The organism is Microbacterium sp. GXF6406, from assembly GCF_054798215.1.
Genome location: NZ_JBSJZH010000003.1, coordinates 54,750 through 71,431 on the forward strand (window position 1 = coordinate 54,750; position 16,682 = coordinate 71,431).

General features: G+C 68.9%; 12 protein-coding genes and 1 riboswitch. Of the genes, 9 read left to right on the forward strand and 3 right to left on the reverse strand.

The window, feature by feature from the left end:
* Nucleotides 1-7 precede the first annotated feature (7 nt).
* Nucleotides 8-3,580, reverse strand: a complete 3,573-nt coding sequence (mfd, locus tag ACWAUG_RS03245) for a transcription-repair coupling factor (protein WP_460801191.1) — start codon at nucleotides 3,578-3,580, stop codon at nucleotides 8-10.
* A gap of 134 nt (nucleotides 3,581-3,714) precedes the next feature.
* On the opposite strand from mfd, the gene ACWAUG_RS03250 reads away from it, so the two are divergent.
* The 7 genes from ACWAUG_RS03250 to ACWAUG_RS03280 all read left to right on the forward strand — a co-directional run bounded on the left by ACWAUG_RS03250 (nucleotide 3,715) and on the right by ACWAUG_RS03280 (nucleotide 9,962).
* Complete coding sequence (locus tag ACWAUG_RS03250; RefSeq protein ID WP_460801193.1) at nucleotides 3,715-4,335, forward strand: TetR/AcrR family transcriptional regulator; 621 nt, start codon at nucleotides 3,715-3,717, stop codon at nucleotides 4,333-4,335.
* 118 nt (nucleotides 4,336-4,453) lie between these two features.
* A riboswitch (FMN riboswitch) is annotated at nucleotides 4,454-4,598 on the forward strand.
* 51 nt (nucleotides 4,599-4,649) lie between these two features.
* The gene (gene ribD / locus ACWAUG_RS03255) at nucleotides 4,650-5,672 is read left to right on the forward strand and encodes a bifunctional diaminohydroxyphosphoribosylaminopyrimidine deaminase/5-amino-6-(5-phosphoribosylamino)uracil reductase RibD (protein ID WP_298037108.1); all 1,023 of its coding nucleotides are present in this window, start codon (nucleotides 4,650-4,652) and stop codon (nucleotides 5,670-5,672) included.
* Nucleotides 5,672-6,301, forward strand: coding sequence for a riboflavin synthase (locus ACWAUG_RS03260; RefSeq protein WP_460801195.1), 630 nt, complete (start codon nucleotides 5,672-5,674; stop codon nucleotides 6,299-6,301). The genes ribD and ACWAUG_RS03260 overlap by 1 nt, the downstream gene beginning before the upstream one ends.
* On the forward strand, nucleotides 6,298-7,569 hold the full coding sequence (gene ribA / locus ACWAUG_RS03265) for a GTP cyclohydrolase II (protein WP_298037105.1): 1,272 nt from the start codon (nucleotides 6,298-6,300) through the stop codon (nucleotides 7,567-7,569). The genes ACWAUG_RS03260 and ribA overlap by 4 nt, the downstream gene beginning before the upstream one ends.
* Complete coding sequence (gene ribH / locus ACWAUG_RS03270; protein WP_298037103.1) at nucleotides 7,566-8,042, forward strand: 6,7-dimethyl-8-ribityllumazine synthase; 477 nt, start codon at nucleotides 7,566-7,568, stop codon at nucleotides 8,040-8,042. The genes ribA and ribH overlap by 4 nt, the downstream gene beginning before the upstream one ends.
* A gap of 47 nt (nucleotides 8,043-8,089) precedes the next feature.
* Entirely contained in the window at nucleotides 8,090-8,449 is a 360-nt protein-coding gene (locus tag ACWAUG_RS03275) for a Fe-S protein (protein ID WP_460801197.1), read from the forward strand.
* 85 nt (nucleotides 8,450-8,534) lie between these two features.
* Nucleotides 8,535-9,962: an MFS transporter gene (locus tag ACWAUG_RS03280; protein ID WP_298037098.1), complete on the forward strand. Its 1,428-nt coding sequence runs from the start codon at nucleotides 8,535-8,537 to the stop codon at nucleotides 9,960-9,962.
* A gap of 60 nt (nucleotides 9,963-10,022) precedes the next feature.
* Here ACWAUG_RS03280 and ACWAUG_RS03285 read toward each other — a convergent pair whose 3' ends face one another.
* A complete protein-coding gene (locus ACWAUG_RS03285) occupies nucleotides 10,023-11,045 on the reverse strand; it encodes a S66 family peptidase (RefSeq protein WP_460801199.1) in 1,023 nt (340 codons plus the stop codon).
* 98 nt (nucleotides 11,046-11,143) lie between these two features.
* Here ACWAUG_RS03285 and ACWAUG_RS03290 point away from each other — a divergent pair, with 98 nt between their 5' ends.
* Nucleotides 11,144-13,039 (forward strand): ABC transporter ATP-binding protein, encoded by a 1,896-nt coding sequence (locus ACWAUG_RS03290; protein ID WP_460801201.1) that lies wholly within the window; start codon nucleotides 11,144-11,146, stop codon nucleotides 13,037-13,039.
* Between the two features lie 181 nt (nucleotides 13,040-13,220).
* Here ACWAUG_RS03290 and ACWAUG_RS03295 read toward each other — a convergent pair whose 3' ends face one another.
* Complete coding sequence (locus tag ACWAUG_RS03295) at nucleotides 13,221-15,086, reverse strand: phosphoenolpyruvate carboxykinase (GTP) (RefSeq protein WP_460801203.1); 1,866 nt, start codon at nucleotides 15,084-15,086, stop codon at nucleotides 13,221-13,223.
* 109 nt (nucleotides 15,087-15,195) lie between these two features.
* On the opposite strand from ACWAUG_RS03295, the gene ACWAUG_RS03300 reads away from it, so the two are divergent.
* Nucleotides 15,196-16,638: a helix-turn-helix transcriptional regulator gene (locus ACWAUG_RS03300; RefSeq protein WP_298037091.1), complete on the forward strand. Its 1,443-nt coding sequence runs from the start codon at nucleotides 15,196-15,198 to the stop codon at nucleotides 16,636-16,638.
* Nucleotides 16,639-16,682 lie beyond the last annotated feature (44 nt).

Genomic DNA, 16,682 nt, shown 5'->3' on the forward strand with positions numbered 1-16,682 from the left:
GCCGACATCAGGATGCCGGGGCGCTTGCCACCGGCTCCGGGAACAGCGCCGTGAGCAGCTGACCGACCCAGGCGAGCATCTTGTCCTCGGGGAGCGGTTCGAGGCCGACCCCGATCTCGGCGGGCGTCATCGGCATCGGCACGACGAGCGCCTCCCCGCTGGAGACGAGCTTCGCCTTCGGGTAGAGCCGCTGCAGGCGCACCTTCATCGAGTCGGCCAGATGCGCGGGGGCGACGCGCAGGTTGGAACCCATCACGACGACGTCGCTGAGCCCGGCGCGCGCGGCACGACGGCGCAGACGGGCGACGTCCACCAGCACCCCCACCTCGTCGGGCGGCGTGCCGTAACGGTCGGCGAGCTCCTCGACGACGAGGTCGATCGCGTCGTCGGCGGCGGTCGCCGCCGCCGCGGCGGACAGCTTCTGATAGGCCTCCAGGCGCAGTCGCTCGCTGTCGATGTAGGTCTCGGGGATCCGCGCCTCCACGGGCAGCTCCATGCGCAGCTCGGTCCCCGCCTCGGTGTCCTCCCCGCGGAACGTCGCGACGGCCTCGCCGACCATGCGCAGGTACAGGTCGAAGCCGACGCCCGCGATGTGCCCGGCCTGCTCGGCACCGAGCATGTTGCCCGCGCCTCGCAGCTCGAGGTCCTTCATGGCCACCTGCATGCCCGAGCCGAGATCATTGTTGACGGCGATCGTCTGGAGGCGATCCGCCGCGGTCTCGGTCAACGGCTTGGCGTCGTCGTAGAGGAAGTAGGCGTAGGCCCGCTCGCGCCCGCGGCCGACGCGTCCGCGCAGCTGGTGCAGCTGCGAGAGGCCGTACTTGTCGGCCTTGTCGATGATGATCGTGTTGGCGTTCGAGATGTCGAGGCCGGTCTCGATGATCGTGGTCGAGACGAGAACGTCGTATTTGCGCTCCCAGAAGTCGTCGACGACCTGCTCGAGCTGGTGCTCGCCCATCTTTCCGTGCGCGACGGCGATGCGCGCCTCCGGCACGAGCTCGGCGATCTCGGAGGCCACGCGCTGGATCGACTGCACCCGGTTGTGCACGAAGAACACCTGACCCTCACGGAGGATCTCACGGCGGATGGCCGCGGCGATCTGCTTGTCGCTGCGCGGGCCGACGAAGGAGAGGATCGGATGCCGGTCCTCGGGCGGTGTCGCAAGGGTCGACATCTCGCGGATGCCGGTGACGGCCATCTCGAGCGTGCGCGGGATCGGCGTCGCGCTCATCGCGAGGATGTCGACGTTCGTCTTCAGCTTCTTCAGCGCATCCTTGTGCTCGACGCCGAAGCGCTGCTCCTCGTCGATGATCATCAGGCCGAGGTCCTTGAAGATGACCTGGTCGGTGAGGATGCGGTGCGTGCCGATGACCATGTCGACCGAACCGTCGACGAGGCCCTCGAGCACAAGGCGGGCCTCCTTGTCGGTCTGGAAGCGCGACAGCGGCCTGACCTTCACCGGGAATCCGGCGAAACGCTCGGTGAACGTCTCGAGGTGCTGCTTGACGAGCAGGGTCGTCGGCACGAGCATCGCGACCTGCTTGCCGTCCTGGATCGCCTTGAACGCGGCGCGGACCGCGACCTCGGTCTTGCCGAAGCCGACGTCTCCGGAGAGCAGGCGGTCCATGGGAATCGGCCGCTCCATGTCGGCCTTGATCTCGTCGATCGTCTGCAGCTGGTCCTGCGTCTCCGCGAACGGGAACGCCTCCTCGAGCTCACGCTGCCAAGGGGTGTCGGGGCTGAACGCGAAGCCCTTGGCCGACATGCGCGCCGAATACAGCTTCACGAGCTCGACGGCGATGTCGCGCACCGCCTTGCGCGCCTTGTTCTTGGCCGCCGACCAGTCACTGCCGCCCATCTTCGACAGCACGGGGGCCTCGCCGCCGACGTACTTCGACAGCAGGTCGAGCTGGTCGGTGGGCACGTACAGCTTGTCGCCCGGGTATCCGCGCTTGGCCGGCGCGTATTCGAGCACGAGGTAGTCGCGCGTCGATTTCGCGGCGTTGCGCCCGCCGGTGGAGACCTCGCGCTGGGTCATCTCCACGAACTTCGCGATGCCGTGCGTGGCGTGCACGACGTAGTCGCCGTTCTTGAGCTGCAGCGGGTCGACGACGTTCTTGCGCCGCGAGGCGAGCTTCTTCACGACGCGCTGGTCGCCGCCGATCGTGCGCCCGTAGAACTCGTTGTCGGTGAGCACGGCGATCTTCGCCTCCGGCACCTGGAAGCCCGATTCGAGCGTTCCGAGCACGAGCGTCGCGACCCCGGCATCCGGAGCACCCGTCACGGAATCGACGGCGCGGGCCGCGAGCCCGCGCTCGGAGAGCACATCGCGCGCCCGGTCGACGAGACCCGAACCGGATGCCACGACGACGACCCGCCAGGCATCGGCCAAGCGCGCGCTGACGAACTCGATGGCGCCGTCGACGTTGCCGTGGAAGGAGGGGATGATCGACGCGTCGATGTTCGCGGCATCGTCGTCATCGGTGGCGAACGGGCTCACGCGCCACCACACGCCGTCGTGGCCGTGCACGATCTCGCGCAGACGCGCGATCGTCAGGAAGTCGCCGGCGCCGAGGTCGATGGGCGCGGATGCTCCGGAGGTGGCGGCGCTCCACGCGGCATCCAGGAACTCACGGTTCGTGTCGCCGAGGCTCTGCGCCCGGGCGCTGGAGCGCTCCGGATCGACGACGGCGACCGCGCTGCCGGCCGGCAGGTACTCGGCGAGCGATTTCAGCGGGCCGGCGACGGCGGGGAGTAGCGATTCCATTCCCTCGACGGGGATGCCCTCGGCCATCTTCTCGAGCATCCCGGCGATCGCCGGGAAACCGGCGACGAGGGATGCCGCCTTCGCACGCACATCGGCGGTCAGCAGCAGCTCTCGGGTGGCGGCGAGCTCGACGCGGTCGACATCGCCGGGGAGGGAGCGCTGGTCGGCGACGGAGAACGCGCGGATCTGGTCGATCTCGTCGCCGAAGAACTCCACGCGGAACGGGTGCTCGCTCGTGGGCGGGAAGACATCGAGGATGCCGCCGCGCACCGCGAACTCGCCGCGGCGCGAGACCATGTCGACGCGGGTGTAGGCGCGTTCGACGAGCTGCTCGACAGCCTCGTCGAGTTCGAGTCCGCGGCCGCCGTGCGCGAGGGCCAGCGGCGCGGCGTCACCGAGATTCGCCGCGATCGGCTGCAGTGCCGCGCGCACAGAGGCGACGACGATCAGCGGGCGTTCCCGGGTCCAGGTGGTGATGCGGCGGAGCGTGTCGAGGCGGCGCCCGACGGTGTCGGGGCTCGGGCTCAGCCGCTCGTGCGGCAGAGTCTCCCAGGCGGGGAAGTCGAGGATCTCGGCTTCGGGGGTGAGCGACCCCAGCGCCGCGGCCAACGATTCGGCCCGGCGACCGGTCGGGGCGATGACGAGGAGGGCTGCCGGATGCCCGGACGCCGCCCTCTTGGAGAGCAGCCCCGCGAGCACCGGAGCGTCGAGTCCGTCGACGAGTCCGAGATCGGCGTCGGTGTGCGCCCAGGTGAGGGCGTCGCGGTACAGGGTGGCCTCTTCCAAGGCGCGCAGAATCCCGGGAACAGTCACCCGTCGAGTCTACTGCGCACCCCCGACGTCGAACCTGGGGCTTCGCCTGCGATCTTCACCCCGACGCCTGCACCAGAACCCCTCGAAATCCGTCGAGACCAGGAGTATGCTCGGCGGCATACCCAGGAGGACAGATGGTGGATGCCGTCGTGAACGCCCCGTCGCGCGCTGTGCGCACGGATCGGGTCGCCGCGCGCCGCCGCGAACTGGCCGCCGCCGCACTCGAGACGATCGCCGACCGCGGGTTCGTGAACACCGGTCTGCGCGACATCGCCGCGCACACGGGCCTCTCCCTCGGCATCCTGCACTACTACTTCGACGACAAGGACGACCTGATCGGCCAGGCCGTGTGGCAGTCGAAGGTCGAGTGCGCGCACCGCTACGATGCCGTCGTAGCGACCTCGCTCACGAGCGCGGAGCTCGCGGAGGGCTTCGGCGCCGAGCTCGCCGCCACGCTGGTCGCCGATTGCGCCGAGCACCGCCTCTGGTACGACCTGCGCAACCAGGCACTGTTCCAGAACGGCTTCCGCGACACGATCATCGCGATCGACGGGCTGCTCACCGACATGGTGTGGAGCGTCGTCGCCCGCTACGCCGAGCTGTCCGGCAGCACACCGCAGGTGCGGCCGGCCGAGGCCTATGCGATGTTCGACGGCTTCTTCCGCAATTCTCTGATCGCCCATCTGCGGGATGTCCCGGACGCCCCCGAGAACCTGCGCATCGGAGCCGTCCGCATGCTGCACAGCACGCTCTGAGAGCGGGCGGCAGCATGGGCAGGGCCGTCGAGCATCGCTGCACTGATCGGCGATTTTCCGGGATGCGGAGATGACGCGGAATGAAATCCGCGAAACGGCGTTGACTACACTGGGCATCAACGTGCTCCGGGGTCGGTGGGAATCCGAACCGGCGGTGACAGTCCGCGAGCGCTTCGGTCTTCCGAGGCGCCGATCCGGTGGAATTCCGGGACCGACGGTGATGCGAGAGCGATCTCGCTAGTCCGGATGGGAGGCAGCACGATGCGCGTGAGCGTGCCGTCTGCGAACCCCGGATTCAGAGCGAAGGACGACGGATGGCAGTGACAGAGGCAGAAAGCAGCGCGATGACGCGCGCGCTCGAGCTCGCCCGCCGCGGTCCCCGCGGCCTCAACCCACAGGTGGGCGCGGTTATCCTCTCCCCCGCGGGCGAGGTGATCGCCGAGGGATGGCATCAGGGGTCGGGCACCGCGCACGCCGAGGTCGATGCGCTATCGAAGCTTCCGGTGGGCGCCGCGCGCGGAGCGACGGCCGTCGTGACGCTCGAGCCGTGCAACCACACCGGCCGCACCGGCCCCTGTGCACTGGCGCTCATCGACGCCGGCGTCAGCCGCGTGGTCTTCGCCCTCGACGACCCGGGAGCCGCCTCGGGCGGCGGAGCCGAGCGCTTGCGCAGCGCCGGCATCGAGGTCGTCTCCGGCGAGCAGGCGGATGCCGCGACCGCCGTCATCGCTGATTGGCTCGCCGTCCAGCGGCTCGGCCGCCCGCACGTCACCGTGAAGTGGGCGCAGAGCCTCGACGGCCGCGCCGCTGCCGATGACGGCACGAGTCAGTGGATCACCGGGCCCGACGCCCGCGCCGATGTGCACCGCCGCCGTGCCGCGGCGGATGCGATCGTCATCGGCACCGGAACCCTTCTCGCCGATGACCCCGCGCTCACCGCGCGCGATGGCGATGCCCTCTTTCCGGATCAGCCGGTACCCGTCGTGATCGGGTCGCGCGAGACACCGCCGGATGCCGCGGTGCACCGTCATCCTCACGAGCCGCTGTTCTTCGACACCCATGATCTGCACGCCGTGATGGATGATCTGCGCGGCCGCGGCATCCAGCGAGTCTTCATCGAGGGCGGTCCGACTCTCGCGAGCGCCGTCATCGCCGCCGGCCTCGCCGACAGTGTGCTCGCCTACATCGCCCCCGTTCTTCTCGGCGGGTCGCGTCTCGCGCTCGGCGAGATCGGCGTCGCATCGATCGATGCCGCCCGTCGACTGACGATCGACGAATGGGTTCCGCTCGGCGACGATCTGCTCGCCATCGCCCACCCGGCAGAAGGAGTTCGCTGATGTTCACCGGAATCATCGAGGAGATCGGCGTGATCACCGCGATCGTTCCCTCCGGCGATGGCTGGCGCCTCACGGTGCGCGCACCGAAGGCCGTTCAGGATGCGGTGCACGGCGAATCCATCGCCGTCTCCGGCGTCTGCCTCACCGTCATCGCCTCGACCGCCGAGACGTTCGACGCGGATGTCATGCAGCAGACCCTCGATGTGTCGGCGCTCGCCGCGGCATCCGTGGGCACGGTCGTCAACATCGAGAAGGCGATGCCCGTCGGCGCCCGCCTCGGCGGGCACATCGTGCAGGGCCACGTCGACGGCATCGGCGAGGTCGCCGAGGTTCGTCCCGGCGCCGAATGGAGCGTGCTGCGCATCGCGATCCCCGCAGATCTGGCGCCCCTCGTCGTCGACAAGGGCTCCATCTCGATCGACGGCACATCGCTCACGGTCAGCGCCGTCTCCCCTGCCGATTCCGACATCCACTGGCTCGAGGTCTCGCTCATCCCGGAGACCCTATCCGCGACCACGCTCGGCCATCGCCGAGTCGGCGACCGCGTCAACCTCGAAACCGATATTCTTGCCCGTCACGTCGAACGCCTGCTGGCGTTCCGGGCTGCACCGGAAGGAGGCTCGCGATGAGCCTTGCCACCATCGAAGAAGCCCTCGAGTCCCTGCGCGCCGGTCGCCCGGTGCTCGTGGCCGACGATGAGAACCGCGAGAACGAGGGCGATGTCATCCTCTCCGCCGAGCTCGCCACCCCGGAGTGGGTGGCCTGGACGGTCCGATGGTCCTCCGGTTTCATCTGCGCGCCGATGCCCGCCGACCTCGCCGACAGCCTGAACCTGCCGCCCATGGTCGAGGCGAACGAGGATGCCCGTTCCACGGCGTACACGATCAGCGTCGACGCCGCTGAGGGAGTCACCACCGGCATCAGCGCCGCGGATCGCGCCCGCACCCTGAACGTGCTCGCCGATCCGTCATCCACCCCCTCGAACCTGATCCGTCCCGGCCATGTCCTCCCCCTGCGCGCCGTCGACGGCGGTGTGCGGGAGCGCAGCGGACACACCGAGGCCGCAGTGGAGCTCATGAAGCTCGCCGGTCTCCGCCCGGTCGGCGCCATCGCCGAGGTCGTCGCCGAGGACGGCAGCATGATGCGCATGCCCGGCCTCCTCGAGCTCGGCGCCCGCGACGGCGTGCCCGTCATCACGATCGAGCAGCTGATCACGCACCTGAACGACGTCGATCCTGACGGAGCCGCTCCCGCGGATCGCCCGGGCCGCCGCCGCGTGAGCCTGCGCGCCGAGGCGAACGTGCCCACCGACCACGGGACGTTCCGCTTCCTGGCGTACAAGGACCGCGTGACCGGCACCGATCACATCGCGGTCGTCTCGGGCGAGATCACCGACACGGCTCTCGTGCGCGTGCACTCGGAGTGCCTGACGGGTGAGGCCTTCGGCTCGCAGAAGTGCGAGTGCGGTCCTCAGCTGGATGCGGCGCTGCAGGCCATCGACGCCGACGGCGGGATCGTCATCTACATGCGCGGCCACGAGGGCCGAGGAATCGGGCTCATCAACAAGCTCCGCGCCTATGCACTGCAGGAGGAGGGCCTCGACACCCTCGACGCGAACCTCGCCCTGGGCCTTCCCGCCGATGCGCGCGACTACGCCGCGGCGGCCGGCATCCTGGGGGACCTCGGCGTTTCGAAGGTCCGCCTGCTGACGAACAACACCGATAAGGTCAAGCAGCTGCGCGAGCTCGGCCTCGACGTCACCGAACAGGTGCCGCTGATCGTCGGCGTCGGCGCGAACAACCACCAGTACCTCGAGACCAAGCGCGACCGCATGGGCCACATCATCGGCGAAGCCGAGCTGGCCGCTGCCCTCGCCGACGGAAAGGATCACGCATGAGCGGCGCAGGAGCCCCCGCCCCCGCAGGCCCCATCGACGGCGCAGGCCTGAAGGTCGTCGTCGTCGCCGGAACCTGGCACGACGTCATCACCGACGGGCTGATCGCCGGCTCCGAGCGTGTGCTCAGCGAATCCGGTGCCGAGTACGACATCGTCCGCGTGCCGGGTTCGTTCGAGCTCGCGGTAGCCGCTCAGGCGGCTTTCGCCGGCGGTGCGGATGCCGTTGTCGCCCTCGGCGTCATCATCCGCGGCGGGACCCCGCACTTCGAGTACGTGTCGGCCGCAACGACCGATGGGCTCACCCGCGTCGCCCTCGATGCCGGCAAGCCGGTCGGCTTCGGCGTGCTGACCCTCGACGACGAGCAGCAGGGCCTCGACCGTGCCGGCCTCGAGGGCTCGAAGGAGGACAAGGGTGCGGAGGCGGCGGATGCTGCGCTGCGCACGGCTCTGGTGGTCAAGGCCCTACGCGGCTGAGGGTCGCCTTCCTGGCGAAAAATGCTGGTCCTGCCTAGATTGAGTGCATGGAGACCCTGCGCCACGTCGTCGTTTTCGTCCACCTCATCGGCTTCGCCGTGCTCTTCGGGGCGTGGGCGGTGCAGGCCTTCGGCGGCAAGCGCGAATTCACGCGTCTGATGACCTACGGCATGGTCATCGCGGCGGTCGCCGGTCTCGCCCTCGCCGCTCCCTGGGGCATGGCCGCGGGCGCCGAGCTGAACCACATGAAGATCGGCGTGAAGCTGGTCGTGCTGCTCGCGATCGGCGCGCTGCTAGGCATCGGCACCTCCAAGCAGCGCAAGACCGGCTCCCTCTCGCCAGCGCTGTTCTGGCTCGTCGGCATCCTGACGCTCGCGAACGCCGCGATCGCCGTCCTCTGGCGCTGATCCCGCCACTGGCGGGCATCAGCCGATCCGTCATCCGGCGTTATCTGATTCCCAGCCAACGCTCAGGCGGGCGTACACTCGCCGGATGAGCACTGCCACGAAACCCGCCAACTCCCGCTCGCGCGTCATTCTCGCGAGCCTGGTCGGCACCACGATCGAGTTCTACGACTTCTACGCCTACGCGACCGCTGCTGTCCTCGTCTTCCCGGCGCTCTTCTTCCCGAGCGCCGACCCGACCGCAGCCCTGCTGAGCTCGTTCGCCGTGTTCGGCGCGGCCATGGTCGCCCGCCCCATCGGCGCAGCGGTCTTCGGGCACTTCGGCGATAAGTTCGGCCGCAAGGCCACTCTCGTGGCCTCCCTGCTCACCATGGGAATCGCGACATTCCTCATCGGTCTGCTCCCCACCTACCAGACGATCGGCTGGGTCGCCCCGCTGCTGCTGCTCGTGCTGCGCCTCGCACAGGGCTTCGCCCTCGGCGGCGAATGGTCGGGGGCAGCTCTGGTCGCCACCGAGAACGCACCGAAGGGCAAGCGCGCCTGGTACGGATCGTTCCCCCAGCTGGGCGCTCCGATCGGCTTCATCATCGCGAACCTGCTGTTCCTGGTCATCAACTGGTCACTGCCGCACGAGACGGCTGCCCAGCAGTCGGAGGCCTTCCTCTCCTGGGGCTGGCGCATTCCGTTCCTGTTCTCCGCCGTCATGGTCATCGTCGGCCTGTGGGTGCGTCTCAAGCTCGTCGAGTCCGACACCTTCAAGAAGGCCGAGAAGAAGGGCGTCATCCGCAAGATGCCGCTCGTCACGGTGTTCCGCCACCACTGGAAGCAGCTCATCCTCGGCACCTTCATCATGCTGGCCACGTACGTGCTGTTCTACCTGATGACGAACTTCACCCTGACCTACGGAACGAAGACCGACGACATCGAGGTGGCACGGGCATCCGCCGAGGCCGCCGGCAACGCCTTCGATGCGGCGGCTTTCTACCCGGGACTCGGATTCGGTTACACCGACTTCGTGCTCATGCAGATCATCGGCGTCGTGTTCTTCGGCATCTTCACCCTGCTCTCCGGTCCCATCGCCGACGCGGTCGGACGTCGCAAGCTCCTCATCTGGGTGACCGCCGCGATCATCGTGTTCGGCCTGCTGTTCAACGTGTTCCTGCTGCCGCAGGCCGACGCCAAGTTCACGGGCGCGCTGACGATGGCGTTCCTCATCTTCGGCTTCACCCTCATGGGGCTCACCTTCGGCCCCATGGGCGCGATCCTGCCCGAGCTGTTCCCGACGAACGTGCGCTACTCCGGTTCCGCGATCGCCTACAACGTCTCGTCGATCCTCGGCGCGGCGATCGCCCCGCTCATCGCGCTGAAGCTCTGGCAGGCCATGGGCGGCGAGCCCTGGCTCGTCGGCGTCTACCTCTCGGCGATGGGCGTTCTCACGCTCGTCTCGCTCTTCCTCTCGCCAGAGACGAAGGACATCGACTACGAGGACGACCTCGGAGTCTCCGCCTCGCGCTGATCGCCGCTCGCAGAAAGAGGGGGCACGGACCGTTCGGTCCGTGCCCCCTCTTTCTGCGCGTCAGTACGTCGCGAACACACGCCGCTCGGCGCCGTCGAGCGTCATCCGCCCGCCGTAGGGCACGATCCACTGCGGACGCGTGTGCCCGAACGGCACGCCGACGCAGACCACGGCATCCGGGTTGTAACGGGTGATCTGCTCGACGATGGCGTCGGCCTGCGCTGCGCGCAGGGCATCCGCCTCCTCCGCCGACGGGTGGAACTCGAAGTCACTCACCGGCGGGCGGGCGACGACGACACCCGTGACGGATGCCAGAATCCCGCCCTCGCCCAGCGCGCGCACCCACCGTTTCGCCCAGGTCGCGGGCGGACGCTCCTCGCTCGTCTCGAGCAGCAGGACCGCTCCATCGAGGTCGGCCGGCGATGGCATCCGCCCCGACAGCGCCAGGGCGTCGATCGACTCGAGGCATCCGCCCCAGGTGCGGCCCTCCACGCGCCGCGCGGGGCCCGCCCAGATCCACTCCGGTGTCGGGATGCGGTCGCCGTACTCGTTCAGGGCTCGGCGGTCCTCCCATCGCTTCCCCACGTCCTCCGACTCCCCCGGCTCGGTGAGCTCGATCTCGCCGCCGTCGATGAGCGCGGCACGCAGCGAGCGCGCGTGGATCTCGTCGATCGCGGGGCCGGGGCCGAGGTGCACGGCCGTGGACCCGCCGTAGTATCCCGCGATGCCCAAACCCCACATCCAGTTCAGGATGTTCGTATTGTCGCTGTAGCCGATGAATGACTTCGGGTCGGCCTGCGCAGTGGCAGCATCCAGGTGGGGCACGAGCGTGATCTGGTCGTCACCGCCGATCGTCGCCATGATCGCCCGGATGCTCGGATCGGCGAACGCCGCATTGACGTCGGCCGCACGGGCTTCGGCGCTCGCGCCGAGCTGACGCGTCGTCGGGAACTCGACGGGCACGAGCCCGGTGAGATCCTCGAAGCGCCGCAGCGCCTGTTCATGCAGTTCGGGCGCCACGGCGGGTGCGGCGAAGGCGGGAGAGAGCACGGCGACGCGGTCGCCGGGGACGAGCTTGTGCATGCCCCAATCCTGCCGCACGGGAGGGCTAATCGAGCCGGCTCAAAGCCGTCAGCGAGTACGGTGGGAGCACACCCTTCTTCCTTTCAACGAGGTCTCGTATGTCTCGCACGGCGCCCGCTCGCCGACGCGGTCGCGGCGCACCGCAGGATGGTCCGCGCGCCACGTTCCGTCAGCTCCTCCCCTTCCTCCTCGAGCACAAACGCGCGCTGATCGTCGTCGCCGTGCTCAGCGTTCTCGGCGCCGCGACCTCGCTCGCGCAGCCGCTTCTCGTCGGTCAGGTCATCACCGCCGTGCAGTCCTCGACCCCGCTCGGGATCCTCGTGTGGCTGCTGATCGCCTTCGTGATCGTGTCGTCGATCATCTCGGGCTATCAGCACTACCTGCTCCAGCGCACCGGCACCGCCGTCGTGCACTCCAGCCGCCGCCGACTCATCGCCCGCATCCTGCATCTGCCGATCCGCGAGTTCGACGCTCGCCGCACGGGAGACATCGTCTCGCGCGTCGGCACCGATACGACGCTGCTCTACGCGGTGCTGACCCAGGGCCTGGCGGATGCCGTCGGCAGTGCCATCCTCTTCCTCGGGGCTCTCGTGGCGATGCTCATCATCGACCCGATCCTGCTGGTCATCATCGTCGCGGTCGTCGGCGTCTCGCTGGGCTGCGTCATCCTGCTCGCGGGCCGCATCCGCACCGCATCCGCTGCCCAGCAGACGAAGGTCGGCGAGCTGTCCTCGGCGGTCGAGCGGGCCGTCGGATCGATCCGCACCGTGCGCGCCTCGGGCGCCACCGAGCGCGAGACGACCGCCGTCTCGGAGATCGCGAAGGACGCCTACGGTCTCGGCGTCCGCGTCGCGCAGGCGTCCGCGCTCGTCGTCCCGCTGTCGGGCATCGCCCTGCAGCTCTCGCTGCTCGCGGTGCTCGGTGTGGGAGGCTTCCGCGTCGCCGCCGGTTCACTGTCGATCGCCTCGCTCATCACGTTCGTGCTGTTCCTCTTCATGCTGATCATGCCGCTGGCGACGACCTTCGGCGCGATCACCTCGGTCAGCCAGGCCCTCGGCGCCCTCGGCCGGATCCAGGAGATCCTGGATCTTCCGACCGAGGACCAGGACGACGCCGAGATCGCCGCCTCCCTGCCTGCCGCGGCACAGGAGACGGGTGCCGCGGCGTTGTCGTTCCACGATGTGCGCTTCCGCTACCCCGAGGCCGTCGTCGCCGCTCGCGAGGCGGCCGCCTCCGAAGCGCGCACCGTTCTCGTCGACGCTCATCTGGAGCGGGCCGCCGATGCTGCAGCCGAAGCCGAGCCCGACACGGCCCGCGATGTCCTGCGCGGTGTCTCCTTCGCGGTGCCCCGGGGTGCCCGGGTGGCGATCGTCGGCCCGAGTGGTGCCGGCAAGAGCACGATCCTCTCGCTCATCGAGCGCTTCTACGACCCGAACGGCGGCTCGATCCGTCTCGACGGCCACGACATCCGCACGTATCCCCGCGCCGAGCTGCGTGCGAACTTCGGCTACGTCGAGCAGGATGCCCCGACTCTCGCCGGAACGCTCGCCGATAATCTGCGTCTCGCGTCGCCGGAAGCCACGGACGCTGACTGCGACCGCGTGCTGCGCGCCGTGAACCTCGGCGATGTGATCGACCGCAGCCCGCTGGGCCTGGAAACACCCGTGGGCGAGGACGGCGTCATGCTCTCGGGCGGCGAACGCCAGAGGCTCGCCATCGCCCGCGCACTGCTCACCGCAGCGCCGATCCTGCTGCTCGACGAATCGACGTCGTCGCTCGACGGCGTGAACGAACAGCGCATGCGCGAGGCGATCGATGCGGTCTCGGTAGATCGCACCCTCGTGGTCATCGCGCATCGACTGTCGACCGTGATCGACAGCGACCTGATCATCGTGCTGCAGGCCGGTGAGGTCGTCGGGCAGGGCACTCACGCCGAACTCATCGAGACGACGCCGCTGTACCGGGATCTCGCCCGCCATCAGCTGCTGGCGTAGCATCCCCAGGTTTTCGGGCCCTGTCCCGATCGGCTGACCGAATCCCCCGAAACGTCAACCGACCGGGACAGGTCCGGTCGTGCGGGCGCGAAGCGCCTGCTCATATCGCGGCGACAGGATGACGGGGACCACTCAGCCATGGGTATGTCCCCGCCATCCCGCCGCCGCGGGTCTGGTGGGCCTACGAGCTGTGCTCGAGGCGGTAGCGCAGGGCCGACAGCTCCGATCGCAGTGCAGCGGGCAGCCGGTCGCCGAAAGTGTCGTAGAACGCCTCCGTCGAGGTGGCCTCCTGCATCCATGCATCCGCGTCGATGGAGAAGAGCTCGTCGAGATCCTCCTGCGCGACGTCGAGGCCCTCGAGGTTGAGGTCCGCGATGCGCGGCAGGCGGCCGATCGGGCTGTCAACGGCGGGGACATCACCGCTGATGCGGCGGATGATCCAGTCGATGACGCGCGAGTTGTCGCCGAATCCGGGCCAGAGGAACCGGCCGTCGGAACCGCGACGGAACCAGTTCACCTGGAAGATGCGCGGCGCACGGTCGAAGCGCAGGCCACGACCGACCTTCAGCCAGTGGGCGAAGTAGTCGCCCATGTTGTAACCGCAGAAGGGCAGCATCGCGAAGGGGTCGCGGCGCAGCTCGCCCAGCGTTCCCTCGGCCGCAGCGGTGCGCTCCGAGGAGATCGTCGAGCCGAGGAAGACCCCGTGGGTCCAGTCGGTCGCCTCGACGACCAGCGGAACGTTCGTGGCGCGGCGGCCGCCGAACAGGATGACGTCGAGGGGAACGGCCTCCTCCCAGTCCTCGGAGATCTGCGGGCACTGCGCAGCGGCGACCGTGAAGCGCGAGTTCGGGTGCGCGGCGGGGCGTCCGGACTCCGGCGTCCAATCGTTGCCCTCCCAGTCGATGAGGTTCGCCGGCGGTGCGTCGGTCAGCCCCTCCCACCAGACGTCCCCGTCAGGGCGCAGCGCGACGTTCGTGAAGATCGTGTTGCCCCACAGCGTCTCGATCGCCGTGACGTTCGTCGACTCCCCCGTGCCGGGGGCGACTCCGAAGAAGCCGGCCTCGGGGTTGATCGCCCACATGCGGCCGTCCTCGCCCGGGCGCAGCCAGGCGATGTCGTCTCCGAGCGTCTCGACCTTCCACCCGGGGATGGTCGGGCGCAGCATCGCCAGGTTCGTCTTCCCGCAGGCGGAGGGGAAGGCCGCGGCGACGTGGTGCGCCGTTCCCTTCGGGTCGATGACCCGGATGAGGAGCATGTGCTCGGCGAGCCAGCCCTCATCGCGCGCGATCACCGAGGCGATGCGCAGCGCGAAGCACTTCTTCGCGAGGATCGCGTTGCCGCCGTAACCCGAGCCGTAGGAGTAGACCTCGAGCGTGTCGGGGAAGTGCACGATGTACTTGTCATCATTGCAGGGCCAGGCGACGTCGGCCTGTCCCTCTTCCAGCGGCGCCCCGACCGAGTGGACGGTCTTGACCCAGGGCGCGCCCTCGGCGATCTGCCGGGTGACGGCGTCACCGACGCGGGTCATGATGCCGATGGATGCCACGGCGTAGGCGCTGTCGGTGATCTGCACGCCGATGTGGGAGAGCGGGCCGCCGACGGCACCCATCGAGAACGGCACGACGTACATCGTGCGCCCACGCATGGATCCGGCGAAGATCTCCGTCATCTTCCCGTGCATCTCGTTCGGATCGGCCCAGTTGTTCGTGGGTCCCGCATCCGCCTCCTCCTCGGAGGCGATGAAGGTGCGCGCCTCGGTGCGGGCGACATCGCTCGGGTGCGAGCGGGCGAGGTAGGAGCCGGGGCGCCACTCGGGGTTGAGCTTGATGAGCTTGCCCTCGTCGACGAGCCCCTCCAGCAGCCGGTTGTTCTCGGCGGCGGAACCGTCGACCCAGTGCACGGCGGCCGGCTGGGTGAGCTCGCGGATCTCCTCGACCCAGGCGACGAGCTCCGCCATCGCGGGAGTGTCATACGACGGAGCGGCGCCGAGAGTGCGCGCCGCGGAGACGGCGGGTACACGCGGGGTGAAGGTATCTGCCATAGCCATGTCTGCTCCCTTGAAGAGTTTGATGATGTGTCCATTCTGAGCACCGCACCGCAGGACTTTCCGCGAAATATCCCTATAAAAAGTACGTTTCTTTCACTATGCTCAAAGAATGAGCAGCTCCGGCATCCATCTGACGACTCTGGGCCACCGCATCCGTCACCATCGCGTGCAGCACGGACTCACCCTCGATGAGCTCGGCGCGCAGGTCGGCGTCGCGGGATCCCAGCTGAGCCTCATCGAGAACGGCAAGCGCGAGCCGAAGCTCTCCCTGCTCCAGGCGATCGCGCACGCGACCGGCACCGAGGTCGCCGACCTCATCTCCGGAGAACCGCCGAACCGCCGGGCCGCGCTGGAGATCGAACTCGACCGCGCACAGGCCAGCCCCGTCTTCCGCCAGCTCGGCATCGCACCGGTGCGCGTCTCCAAGGGAATGCCCGATGAGACCATCGAATCGATCCTGGGACTCCACCACGAGCTGCAGCGCCGCGAGCGCGAGACCATCGCGACGCCCGAAGAGGCGCGTCGGGCGAACACCGAGCTGCGCCTGCGCATGCGGGCGCAGAACAACTACATCGGCGAAATCGAGAAGCTCGCCGAGAAGCAGCTCAAGGCGGCCGGTCATGTCTCCGGCGCCCTCTCCCACCGCACGGTGATCATCATGGCCGAGAAGCTCGGGTTCGAGCTCATCTACGTCAACGACCTGCCCCATTCAGCCCGCTCCGTCACCGATCTCGAGAACAGCCGCATCTATCTGCCGCCGGCATCCATCCCCGGAGGCCACGGCCTGCGCTCCATGGCACTGCAGGCGATGGCGCATCGGCTGCTCGGGCACACACCTCCCACCGATTACGCCGACTTCCTCCAGCAGCGCCTCGAGATCAACTACTTCGCAGCCTGCTGCCTCATCCCCGAGACCGCCGGGCTCGCGTTCCTCCAGCAGGCCAAGAAGGATCGCAACCTCGCCGTCGAGGACTTCCGCGACGCCTTCGGCGTCACCCACGAAGCGGCAGGCATGCGCATGACCAATCTCCTGACCGAGCACCTCGGCATGCGCCTGCACTTCCTGCGCGTGGATGACACCGGCGCGATCACCCGCGTCTACGAGAACGACCGGCTGCCCCTGCCGATGGACGTCACCGGGGCCGTCGAAGGCCAGCCGGTGTGCCGAAAGTTCCAGGCCCGTGCCGCCTTCTCCCAGCAGAACCGCACCACCGAGCGCCACCAGTACACCGACACCCCCTCGGGCACGTTCTGGTGCGCCACGCAGACAGGATCCGCGACCGACGGCGAATACTCCGTGACCGTCGGCGTGCCCTTCGATGACGCCCGCTGGTGGCGCGGGCGCGAGACCTCCGACCGTGCCGTGTCGACCTGCCCCGACGAGGCCTGCTGCCGACGTCCTCCCGTGGCTCTCGCCGAGCGCTGGTCCGGCAAGGCCTGGCCGAGCGCCCGCGTGCACACGCACATGTTCTCGCCCCTGCCCCGCGGGTCCTTCCCCGGCGTCGACGAGAACGAGGTCTACGCCTTCCTCGCGAAGCACGCCTCCGAATGAGCACGCCGGTCCGCACGGAGAACCCCGTGCGGACCGGCGCAGTC

Excerpts from the sequence above, each read along its gene's own strand:
- ACWAUG_RS03290 (WP_460801201.1), top strand. The coding sequence starts at position 11,144 with ATGTCTCGCACGGCGCCCGCTCGCCGACGCGGTCGCGGCGCACCGCAG.
- ACWAUG_RS03280 (WP_298037098.1), top strand. The coding sequence starts at position 8,535 with ATGAGCACTGCCACGAAACCCGCCAACTCCCGCTCGCGCGTCATTCTC.
- ACWAUG_RS03260 (WP_460801195.1), top strand. The coding sequence starts at position 5,672 with ATGTTCACCGGAATCATCGAGGAGATCGGCGTGATCACCGCGATCGTT.
- ACWAUG_RS03250 (WP_460801193.1), top strand. The coding sequence starts at position 3,715 with ATGGTGGATGCCGTCGTGAACGCCCCGTCGCGCGCTGTGCGCACGGAT.
- ACWAUG_RS03295 (WP_460801203.1), bottom strand. The coding sequence starts at position 15,086 with ATGGCTATGGCAGATACCTTCACCCCGCGTGTACCCGCCGTCTCCGCG.
- ACWAUG_RS03285 (WP_460801199.1), bottom strand. The coding sequence starts at position 11,045 with ATGCACAAGCTCGTCCCCGGCGACCGCGTCGCCGTGCTCTCTCCCGCC.
- ribD (WP_298037108.1), top strand. The coding sequence starts at position 4,650 with ATGGCAGTGACAGAGGCAGAAAGCAGCGCGATGACGCGCGCGCTCGAG.
- ribA (WP_298037105.1), top strand. The coding sequence starts at position 6,298 with ATGAGCCTTGCCACCATCGAAGAAGCCCTCGAGTCCCTGCGCGCCGGT.
- ACWAUG_RS03275 (WP_460801197.1), top strand. The coding sequence starts at position 8,090 with ATGGAGACCCTGCGCCACGTCGTCGTTTTCGTCCACCTCATCGGCTTC.
- ribH (WP_298037103.1), top strand. The coding sequence starts at position 7,566 with ATGAGCGGCGCAGGAGCCCCCGCCCCCGCAGGCCCCATCGACGGCGCA.
- ACWAUG_RS03300 (WP_298037091.1), top strand. The coding sequence starts at position 15,196 with ATGAGCAGCTCCGGCATCCATCTGACGACTCTGGGCCACCGCATCCGT.